Source organism: Pseudomonas sp. KH_046_2 (assembly GCF_057838985.1).
The window spans coordinates 2,224,039-2,233,246 of record NZ_CM174480.1; the positions used below are offsets into that span (position 1 = coordinate 2,224,039).

Here is a 9,208-nt window from a genome sequence, read left to right on the forward strand (position 1 = left end):
GCAGAATCGCGGTTCGTCCGGATCATGGGCAGGGTGCCAGTGCTCCCTGTGAAACCAAACGCCAGTCTGGTTGTCGCACGATCTCAGCCTAATCATTGAATAAGGAGGCTTCATGCCTTGGAAGCTCGCGTCATTGGGTACTTTGTTGGCCGTTGCCACGCTGGCCGGTTGCAGCACTCCCTCTACGGAGTCGGCAACAACGGATGTTGCGACGACTGACACGGGTCACAGTCGCTGTGAGGCAAAGGCTGCCGAGTTCACCATCGGCAAACAGGCATCGCCGCAGCTGCTCGAGCAGGCGCGTACCCGCGCAGGAGCGCAAAGCGCACGGTTCCTGCTGCCAACCGATATGGTGACGCTGGAGTACCGTTCCGATCGCCTGAACCTGAACACCGATGCCAGCCGGATAGTGACACGCGTCAACTGCGGCTGATCGTTCGGCTTTTGTTTCACCCATAAAAAACCCCGTCACATGGACGGGGTTTTTTTAGTGCGCCTGGAAATTACTCTGGGCGAACTTGAGCAGCTTGCATACCCTTTTGGCCTTTCTCAGCCACGAAGGAAACAGTCTGGCCTTCTTTCAGGCTTTTGAAACCGTCGCTTTCGATAGCTTTGAAGTGTACGAACAGGTCGTCACCGCCACCTTGAGGAGTGATGAAGCCGAAGCCTTTTTCATCGTTGAACCATTTAACGGTGCCGGTTTGGCGATTAGACATGGTGTATCTCCAAGAAACATATATTTTCAGTAGTACTGTGCTGCTCAGGCCAACTGGGCACACCCGGATATCATAGTCGAAATGTTCGCTTTGGGAGCCCCCCGGATGCACTGTTTGCCAACCAGTCGTGTTTTCTTTGTGTCCTTTAGCGGCTGAAAGCCCCGTTCTATAAGGCTTTCGGCCGAAAGTTGAGGCGATAAAAAAAGCTGAAAAACCTGAATAAATTGTACGAAAGGACCTGTTTCAGCAGCTTTTTAACAGTATTTCAGGGGCTGAAGGCGCGGGGGCGGGCTTATTTCTGCTCTTTGTTGGTGGCCTTGCAGGCTGCAATTTTGCTCAGTGCCTGCTGCTTCAATGTGTCGCTGGCTGTGTTGCTCATCAGGGCCTGAATATCGGCGGCAGGGTACGATTTGATGGCGTCGGCACCGCAGGCGCAGTGGGATTTTGCAGCTGGCGTACCAATCTTCTCGGCAGCGGCAGGGACGCACTGAGCCATGTATTTCTCTCGTTCGCCTTTCGGCCATTCTGCATGGGCGGCCAGTGGCAGCAGGAGAATGACGGGGGCGACTACTGCGAATAAACGATTCAGACGCATGCTGAGATACTCCTTGTGGGTCAAATATCTTGATATCTGAGGGGGATAGTGCGCTTCAAGTTCAGCACTCTGGCATAAAAACAGCCAATTTACCCTGCTGCAAAACCTGCGTACCGTGGCAACCGTTCATCTGTGCTAGCATGCGTGGCTCGGGCGTTTGCAGGCTCCGACGGACCTTCAGTCCCGGTGGCGGCAGATGCACGATTAACCCTGATTTGAATCCCAGTCACTCTGGTTCGGTTTTCCGGTTGGCCGCAAGGCTCCTGCCGCTGTAAGGCAGGCGTTCGTCATTGAATGGCCTGGACCGGATCTTGTACTGGCTCATCCCAACCCACGTGACCTTTGGTAGGGGTCACCACTAGGAGAGGAGGCGCCATGCCAACTATTACTCTTCCCGACGGCAGTCAACGTTCATTCGATCACCCGGTTTCCGTAGCCGAGGTCGCCGCATCCATCGGTGCAGGCCTGGCCAAGGCCACCGTTGCCGGCAAGGTCGATGGCAAGCTGGTCGACGCCAGCGACATCATCGACAGCGACGCGTCGCTGCAAATCATCACGCCAAAGGATGAAGAGGGGCTGGAGATCATTCGCCACTCTTGCGCCCACCTGGTTGGCCACGCGGTCAAACAGTTGTACCCGACCGCCAAGATGGTTATCGGCCCGGTCATCGACGAAGGTTTCTACTACGACATCGCCTTCGAGCGTCCTTTCACCCCGGACGACCTGGCGGCCATCGAACAGCGCATGCAGCAGCTGATCGAAAAAGATTACGACGTGATCAAGAAAGTCACTCCGCGCGCCGAAGTGATCGAAGTGTTCAAGGCCCGTGGCGAAGACTACAAGTTGCGCCTGGTCGAAGACATGCCGAACGAGCAGGCCATGGGTCTGTACTATCACGAAGAATACGTCGACATGTGCCGCGGTCCGCACGTGCCGAACACCCGCTTCCTGAAATCCTTCAAGCTGACCAAACTGTCCGGCGCCTACTGGCGCGGCGATGCCAAGAACGAGCAATTGCAGCGCGTCTACGGCACCGCATGGGCGGACAAGAAACAACTGGCGGCTTACATCCAGCGCATCGAAGAAGCCGAAAAGCGCGACCACCGCAAGATCGGCAAGCGCCTGGGCCTGTTCCACACCCAGGAAGAGTCGCCGGGCATGGTGTTCTGGCACCCGAACGGCTGGACTTTGTACCAGGTGCTCGAGCAGTACATGCGCAAGGTTCAGCGCGACAACGGCTACCTGGAAATCAAGACGCCGCAAGTCGTTGACCGCAGCCTGTGGGAGAAATCCGGGCATTGGGCCAACTACGCCGACAACATGTTCACCACCCAGTCGGAAAACCGCGACTACGCGATCAAGCCGATGAACTGCCCTTGCCACGTGCAGGTGTTCAACCAGGGCCTGAAAAGTTACCGCGAGTTGCCGATGCGCCTGGCCGAGTTCGGTGCATGCCACCGTAACGAGCCATCGGGTGCCTTGCACGGCATCATGCGCGTGCGCGCGTTCACTCAGGACGACGCCCACATCTTCTGCACCGAAGAGCAGATGCAGGCCGAGTCCGCCGCGTTTATCAAGCTGACCATGGACGTCTACGCCGATTTCGGCTTTAAAGATGTCGAGATGAAGCTGTCCACTCGTCCGGAAAAACGCGTCGGTTCCGACGAGCTTTGGGATCGCGCCGAAGCTGCGCTGGCCGCAGCCCTTGATAGTGCGGGCCTGCCGTACGATCTGCAGCCGGGCGAGGGTGCGTTCTACGGTCCGAAGATCGAGTTCTCGCTGAAAGATTGCCTCGGTCGCGTCTGGCAATGTGGTACCCTGCAGCTCGATTTTAACCTGCCTGTCCGTCTGGGAGCCGAATACGTCTCCGAAGACAACAGCCGCAAGCACCCGGTCATGTTGCACCGGGCGATCCTGGGGTCCTTCGAACGTTTCGTCGGAATCCTGATCGAGCACTACGAGGGCGCGTTCCCCGCGTGGCTGGCTCCGACCCAGGCAGTGGTGATGAATATCACTGATAAACAGGCTGATTTTGCCGCCGAAGTGGAAAAAACTCTCAACGAAAGCGGGTTTCGTGCCAAGTCTGACTTGAGAAATGAAAAGATCGGCTTTAAAATCCGCGAGCATACTTTGCTCAAGGTTCCTTATCTCTTGGTTATCGGAGATCGGGAAGTCGAGATGCAGACTGTCGCTGTGCGTACTCGTGAAGGTGCTGACCTGGGCTCGATGCCCGTCGCCCAGTTCGCTGAGTTCCTCGCCCAAGCGGTTTCCCGGCGTGGTCGCCAAGATTCGGAGTAATTATTATTAAGCGTGAAATGAGACAAGATAAACGAACTGCACCGAAAGCCCCGATCAACGAGAATATCTCGGCACGCGAGGTTCGGTTAATTGGGGCTGAAGGTGAACAGCTCGGGATTGTGTCAATCGAAGACGCGCTTCTTAAGGCTGAAGAGGCCAAGCTGGATCTGGTGGAGATTTCCGCCGATGCAGTACCACCTGTTTGCAAACTGATGGACTACGGCAAATCGATCTTCGAAAAGAAGAAGCAGGTTGCTGCGGCCAAGAAAAACCAGAAGCAGATTCAGGTTAAAGAAATCAAGTTTCGTCCAGGGACGGAGGAAGGGGATTACCAGGTAAAACTGCGCAACCTGGTACGTTTCCTGAGTGACGGGGACAGGGCCAAGGTATCCTTGCGATTCCGCGGCCGTGAGATGGCCCACCAGGAGCTGGGGATGGAACTCCTCAAGCGAGTTGAAGGTGACTTGCTCGAGTACGGTTCGGTCGAACAGCATCCTAAGATGGAAGGACGCCAGCTGATCATGGTCATCGCCCCGAAAAAGAAGAAGTAATCAACAGGGCACGGCAGGCCTTCTGATTATGTTTATCAACTGAATGCGGAGTATCCGAACATGCCAAAAATGAAGACCAAAAGTGGTGCTGCTAAGCGGTTTCTGAAAACTGCTAACGGTATCAAGCACAAGCACGCTTTCAAGAGCCACATCCTGACCAAAATGTCGACCAAGCGTAAGCGTCAACTGCGCGGTAGCAGCTTGCTGCATCCGTCTGACGTGGCAAAAGTCGAGCGCATGCTGCGCCTTCGTTAATTTTAGTCAAGAATAGAGGAAGTAACTCATGGCTCGTGTAAAGCGTGGCGTCATTGCCCGTAAGCGTCACAAAAAAATTCTGAAACTTGCTAAAGGCTACTACGGCGCACGCTCCCGCGTATTCCGTGTTGCCAAGCAAGCGGTAATCAAGGCAGGCCAATACGCCTACCGTGACCGTCGTCAGAAAAAACGTCAGTTCCGCGCTCTGTGGATCGCTCGTATCAACGCTGGTGCTCGTATCAACGGTCTGTCCTACAGCCGTTTCATCGCCGGCCTGAAAAAAGCGTCCATCGAGATCGACCGTAAGGTTCTGGCTGATCTGGCAGTGAACGAAAAAGCGGCGTTTGCTGCGATTGTCGAGAAAGCTAAAGCCACCTTGGCTTAAGTACCCCCGACAGTCACCCGGCCTCGCATCTGTGGGGTCAGGTGTTAAACGTCATAAATAGGGGAAGAGCCTTCAAGCTCTTCCCCTATTTTGTATCTGGAGTCTGTACATGGAAAACCTGGATGCGCTCGTCTCTCAAGCTCTAGAGGCTGTGCAAAGCGCTGAAGATATCAATGCCCTGGAGCAAATCCGGGTTCACTACCTTGGCAAGAAGGGTGAATTGACTCAGGTGATGAAGACCCTGGGGAATTTGCCGGCAGAAGAGCGTCCGCAGGTCGGTGCGCTGATCAACGTTGCCAAGGAGCGTGTCACAGAGGTCCTTAATGCGCGCAAGGCATTGTTTGAAGAAGCCGATCTGGCTGCCAAACTCTCTGCCGAGTCCATTGACGTGACCCTGCCTGGCCGTGGTCAGACCTCCGGTGGTCTGCATCCGGTTACCCGTACTCTGGAACGCGTCGAACAGTTCTTCACCCGTATTGGCTACGGCATCGCCGAAGGCCCTGAGGTCGAAGACGATTATCACAACTTCGAAGCGCTCAACATCCCAGGCCATCACCCGGCCCGGTCGATGCATGACACCTTCTATTTCAATGCGAACATGCTGTTGCGCACCCATACCTCGCCGGTACAGGTCCGCACCATGGAGTCGAAACAGCCGCCGATCCGCATCGTCTGCCCAGGCCGTGTATACCGCAGCGACTCCGATATCACCCACTCGCCGATGTTCCACCAGGTCGAAGGCCTGCTGATCGATCGCGACATCAATTTCGCCGACCTCAAAGGCACCATCGAAGAGTTCCTGCGGGTGTTCTTCGAAAAGGAACTGGCGGTGCGTTTCCGTCCTTCTTACTTCCCGTTCACCGAGCCATCCGCTGAAGTCGACATGGAATGCGTGATGTGCAGCGGTAAAGGCTGCCGCGTCTGCAAGCAGACCGGCTGGCTGGAAGTGATGGGCTGCGGCATGGTTCACCCGAACGTGCTGCGCATGTCCGGGATCGACCCGGAAGAGTTCTCGGGCTTTGCCTTCGGCATGGGCGTTGAGCGTCTGGCCATGCTGCGTTACGGCGTGAACGACTTGCGTCTGTTCTTCGACAACGACTTGCGGTTCCTCGCGCAATTTCGCTAGTCGTAACGAATTCTTAGGAGAGCAGGATGAAATTCAGTGAACAATGGCTGCGTGGCTGGGTTAGCCCGCAGGTAAGTCGCGACGAGCTGGTTGCTCGTCTGTCGATGGCCGGTCTTGAGGTCGATAGCGTTACGCCGGCCGCCGGTGTTTTCAGTGGCGTGGTCGTAGGCGAGGTGCTGAGCACCGAGCAGCACCCGGATGCCGACAAGCTGCGCGTGTGCCAGGTCAGTAATGGTTCGGAAACCTTCCAGGTTGTTTGCGGTGCGCCAAACGTGCGCCCGGGCCTGAAGATTCCTTTCGCCATGATCGGCGCCGAGCTGCCAGGCGACTTCAAGATCAAGAAGGCCAAGCTGCGTGGCGTTGAGTCCAACGGCATGCTGTGCTCGCAATCCGAGCTGCAGGTCGGTGAAGGTAATGACGGTCTGATGGAGCTGCCGGCCGATGCGCCGGTAGGCAAGGATTTCCGTGTTTATCTGGACCTGGAAGACGCCAGCATCGAGGTCGACCTGACCCCGAACCGTGGTGACTGCCTGTCCCTGGCCGGTCTGGCCCGTGAAGTCGGTGCCCTGTACGCCGCTCCTGTGGTCCGTCCGGTGGTGGCTTCGGTTCCTGCTGCCCACGACGAAGTGCGTTCGGTGGAAGTTCTGGCGCCCGCCGCGTGCCCACGCTACCTCGGTCGTGTGATTCGTAACGTCGACCTGTCCCGGCCTACGCCGCTGTGGATGGTTGAGCGCCTGCGTCGTGCAGACGTGCGCAGCATCGACGCTGCCGTCGACATCACCAACTACGTGATGCTGGAACTGGGTCAGCCGCTGCACGCCTTCGATCTCGCCGAAATCAACGGTGGCATCCGTGTGCGCATGGCTGAAGAGGGCGAGAAGCTGGTGCTGCTCGACGGTCAGGAAGTCAGCCTGCGTAGCGATACGCTGGTGATTGCCGACCACTCCCGCGCACTGGCTATCGCCGGCGTCATGGGTGGCGAGCACAGCGGTGTTTCCGCGACCACCCGCGATGTGTTCCTGGAAAGCGCTTTCTTCGACCAGATCGCCGTAGCAGGCAAGGCCCGTTCCTATGGCCTGCACACCGATGCATCCCATCGCTATGAGCGTGGCGTTGACTGGCAGCTGGCCCGCGAAGCCATGGAGCGCGCGACTGGCTTGCTGCTGGAAATCACCGGTGGTGAAGCGGGTCCGATCATCGAGACCGTCAGCGAACAGCACCTGCCGAAAATTGCTCCGATCACCCTGCGTGCCCAGCGCATTACCCAGATGCTGGGTATGGAAATGGATTCGGCCGAAGTGGAGCGTCTGCTCAATGCCTTGGGCCTGACCATTACTGCCGACGGGGCAGGGCAATGGCGTGTAGAAGTGCCAAGCCATCGCTTCGATATCAGCCTGGAAGTCGACCTGATCGAAGAGCTGGCACGCCTGTATGGCTACAACCGTTTGCCAGTTCGTTACCCGCAAGCGCGTCTGGCGCCGCAAGCCAAGGCAGAAGCCCGTAGCGACCTGCCTGAACTGCGCCGCCTGCTGGTTGCCCGTGGATATCAGGAAGCTATTACCTACAGCTTCATCGATCCGAAACAGTTCGAACTGTTTAATCCGGGTGTGGAACCGTTGCTGCTGGCCAATCCGATCTCCAATGACATGGCCGCCATGCGTTCGTCCTTGTGGCCGGGTCTGGTCAAGGCGCTTCAGCACAACCTGAACCGTCAGCAGGATCGCGTGCGTCTGTTCGAAAGCGGCCTGCGTTTCGTTGGTCAGCTTGAAGGCCTGAAGCAAGAGCCAATGCTGGCCGGTGTTGTTTGCGGCAGTCGCCTGCCGGAAGGCTGGGCGCAGGGTCGCGATACCGTCGACTTCTTCGACGTCAAGGCTGACGTGGAAGCGGTGCTGGGCTTCGCCGGTGCCCTGGATGCGTTCACTTTCGTGCCGGGCAAGCACCCAGCGCTGCACCCGGGTCAAACCGCGCGCATCGAGCGTGACGGTCGTCTGGTCGGCTTCATTGGCGCGATCCACCCTGAATTGTCGAAAACCCTCGGTCTCGACCGTCCGGTCTTCGTCTTCGAGTTGGTTCTGGCGGAAGTGGCGTCGGGCAAAATGCCTAAATTCCATGAGTTATCGCGCTTTCCTGAAGTGCGTCGTGACCTTGCACTGATTGCGCATAAAGACGTTGCAGCCACGGCTGTACTGGACGTAATCCGTGAAAATGCAGGCGAATGGCTGACAGACCTCAGGCTATTTGACGTGTATCAGGGTAAAGGCATTGATCCTGATAGAAAAAGCCTCGCAGTTGGCTTGACCTGGCAGCATCCATCGCGCACTCTTAATGACGATGAGGTGAATACCGCAACGCAAAACATCCTCACCTCGCTCGAACAAAGGTTGAACGCCACGTTAAGGAAGTGACGTATGGGGGCTCTGACGAAAGCTGAGATGGCGGAACGTCTGTATGAGGAGCTGGGCCTGAATAAACGGGAGGCCAAGGAATTGGTCGAACTGTTTTTTGAAGAAATCAGGCACGCTCTCGAAGACAACGAACAAGTCAAATTGTCCGGTTTCGGCAATTTCGACCTTCGGGACAAACGCCAGCGGCCTGGCCGCAATCCGAAAACGGGGGAAGAAATCCCGATCACGGCTCGCCGTGTGGTCACCTTTCGTCCAGGGCAGAAGTTGAAGGCCCGAGTTGAGGCTTATGCTGGAACCAAGTCATAACGACGAGCTCCCCGTCATCCCGGGCAAACGCTACTTCACCATTGGTGAAGTCAGCGAGCTGTGTGCGGTAAAACCACACGTGCTGCGCTACTGGGAGCAGGAGTTTCCTCAACTCAACCCTGTCAAACGCCGCGGAAACCGCCGGTATTATCAGCGCCAGGACGTGCTGATGATCCGGCAGATCCGCGCGCTTCTTTACGATCAGGGGTTCACCATCGGCGGAGCGCGCCTGCGTTTGTCCGGTGATGAAGCCAAAGACGACACCACCCAATACAAGCAAATGATCCGCCAGATGATCGCCGAGCTCGAAGATGTTCTGGTGGTACTCAAGAAATAAATTCTCGCTTTTAAATACTTCCAGTTTTCAAAAGCTTGCGATATATTCTTGAGCGTTCCTCGAGATGAGGGACGAGTTTCACGCCTAGTCGGGGCGTAGCGCAGTCCGGTAGCGCACTAGCATGGGGTGCTAGGGGTCGAGTGTTCGAATCACTCCGTCCCGACCATATAATTCAATGACTTAGGTCGGCAGCGAAAGCGCCGGCCTTTTTCATTTGTGAATTTACCCCACCTT

11 protein-coding genes and 1 tRNA gene are annotated in these 9,208 nt (G+C 56.7%); 10 read left to right on the forward strand and 2 right to left on the reverse strand.

Annotated features, from left to right (window positions below):
* The first annotated feature begins 112 nt into the window (after positions 1-112).
* Entirely contained in the window at positions 113-433 is a 321-nt protein-coding gene (locus AC3IX1_RS10105; protein ID WP_489388041.1) for an I78 family peptidase inhibitor, read from the forward strand.
* 70 nt (positions 434-503) lie between these two features.
* On the opposite strand, the gene AC3IX1_RS10110 is transcribed toward AC3IX1_RS10105, so the two are convergent.
* Positions 504-716, reverse strand: a complete 213-nt coding sequence (locus AC3IX1_RS10110; protein ID WP_003179963.1) for a cold-shock protein — start codon at positions 714-716, stop codon at positions 504-506.
* A 292-nt stretch (positions 717-1,008) separates the two neighbouring features.
* The gene (locus AC3IX1_RS10115) at positions 1,009-1,311 is read right to left on the reverse strand and encodes a hypothetical protein (protein WP_489388042.1); all 303 of its coding nucleotides are present in this window, start codon (positions 1,309-1,311) and stop codon (positions 1,009-1,011) included.
* 375 nt (positions 1,312-1,686) lie between these two features.
* Between AC3IX1_RS10115 and thrS the strand changes: the two genes are divergently transcribed.
* The 9 genes from thrS to AC3IX1_RS10160 all read left to right on the forward strand — a co-directional run bounded on the left by thrS (position 1,687) and on the right by AC3IX1_RS10160 (position 9,140).
* Positions 1,687-3,609: a threonine--tRNA ligase gene (gene thrS, locus AC3IX1_RS10120; RefSeq protein ID WP_007975710.1), complete on the forward strand. Its 1,923-nt coding sequence runs from the start codon at positions 1,687-1,689 to the stop codon at positions 3,607-3,609.
* On the forward strand, positions 3,609-4,160 hold the full coding sequence (gene infC / locus AC3IX1_RS10125) for a translation initiation factor IF-3 (protein WP_489388713.1): 552 nt from the start codon (positions 3,609-3,611) through the stop codon (positions 4,158-4,160). The genes thrS and infC overlap by 1 nt, the downstream gene beginning before the upstream one ends.
* Before the next feature lie 60 nt (positions 4,161-4,220).
* Positions 4,221-4,415: a 50S ribosomal protein L35 gene (rpmI, locus tag AC3IX1_RS10130; protein WP_002553160.1), complete on the forward strand. Its 195-nt coding sequence runs from the start codon at positions 4,221-4,223 to the stop codon at positions 4,413-4,415.
* Between the two features lie 28 nt (positions 4,416-4,443).
* The gene (gene rplT, locus AC3IX1_RS10135; protein ID WP_007905879.1) at positions 4,444-4,800 is read left to right on the forward strand and encodes a 50S ribosomal protein L20; all 357 of its coding nucleotides are present in this window, start codon (positions 4,444-4,446) and stop codon (positions 4,798-4,800) included.
* Positions 4,801-4,909: 109 nt separating this feature from the next.
* Complete coding sequence (gene pheS, locus AC3IX1_RS10140) at positions 4,910-5,926, forward strand: phenylalanine--tRNA ligase subunit alpha (protein ID WP_007975711.1); 1,017 nt, start codon at positions 4,910-4,912, stop codon at positions 5,924-5,926.
* Between the two features lie 26 nt (positions 5,927-5,952).
* A complete protein-coding gene (gene pheT / locus AC3IX1_RS10145; protein WP_489388043.1) occupies positions 5,953-8,331 on the forward strand; it encodes a phenylalanine--tRNA ligase subunit beta in 2,379 nt (792 codons plus the stop codon).
* Positions 8,332-8,334: 3 nt separating this feature from the next.
* Positions 8,335-8,637 (forward strand): integration host factor subunit alpha, encoded by a 303-nt coding sequence (ihfA, locus tag AC3IX1_RS10150; RefSeq protein ID WP_002553164.1) that lies wholly within the window; start codon positions 8,335-8,337, stop codon positions 8,635-8,637.
* Positions 8,618-8,974 (forward strand): MerR family transcriptional regulator, encoded by a 357-nt coding sequence (locus tag AC3IX1_RS10155; RefSeq protein ID WP_003179985.1) that lies wholly within the window; start codon positions 8,618-8,620, stop codon positions 8,972-8,974. The genes ihfA and AC3IX1_RS10155 overlap by 20 nt, the downstream gene beginning before the upstream one ends.
* An 89-nt stretch (positions 8,975-9,063) precedes the next feature.
* Positions 9,064-9,140 (forward strand) — tRNA-Pro (locus AC3IX1_RS10160).
* The last annotated feature ends 68 nt before the right edge of the window (positions 9,141-9,208 follow it).

Excerpts from the sequence above, each read along its gene's own strand:
- AC3IX1_RS10105 (WP_489388041.1), top strand. The coding sequence starts at position 113 with ATGCCTTGGAAGCTCGCGTCATTGGGTACTTTGTTGGCCGTTGCCACG.
- pheS (WP_007975711.1), top strand. The coding sequence starts at position 4,910 with ATGGAAAACCTGGATGCGCTCGTCTCTCAAGCTCTAGAGGCTGTGCAA.
- thrS (WP_007975710.1), top strand. The coding sequence starts at position 1,687 with ATGCCAACTATTACTCTTCCCGACGGCAGTCAACGTTCATTCGATCAC.
- rplT (WP_007905879.1), top strand. The coding sequence starts at position 4,444 with ATGGCTCGTGTAAAGCGTGGCGTCATTGCCCGTAAGCGTCACAAAAAA.
- pheT (WP_489388043.1), top strand. The coding sequence starts at position 5,953 with ATGAAATTCAGTGAACAATGGCTGCGTGGCTGGGTTAGCCCGCAGGTA.
- rpmI (WP_002553160.1), top strand. The coding sequence starts at position 4,221 with ATGCCAAAAATGAAGACCAAAAGTGGTGCTGCTAAGCGGTTTCTGAAA.
- AC3IX1_RS10115 (WP_489388042.1), bottom strand. The coding sequence starts at position 1,311 with ATGCGTCTGAATCGTTTATTCGCAGTAGTCGCCCCCGTCATTCTCCTG.
- ihfA (WP_002553164.1), top strand. The coding sequence starts at position 8,335 with ATGGGGGCTCTGACGAAAGCTGAGATGGCGGAACGTCTGTATGAGGAG.
- AC3IX1_RS10110 (WP_003179963.1), bottom strand. The coding sequence starts at position 716 with ATGTCTAATCGCCAAACCGGCACCGTTAAATGGTTCAACGATGAAAAA.
- AC3IX1_RS10155 (WP_003179985.1), top strand. The coding sequence starts at position 8,618 with ATGCTGGAACCAAGTCATAACGACGAGCTCCCCGTCATCCCGGGCAAA.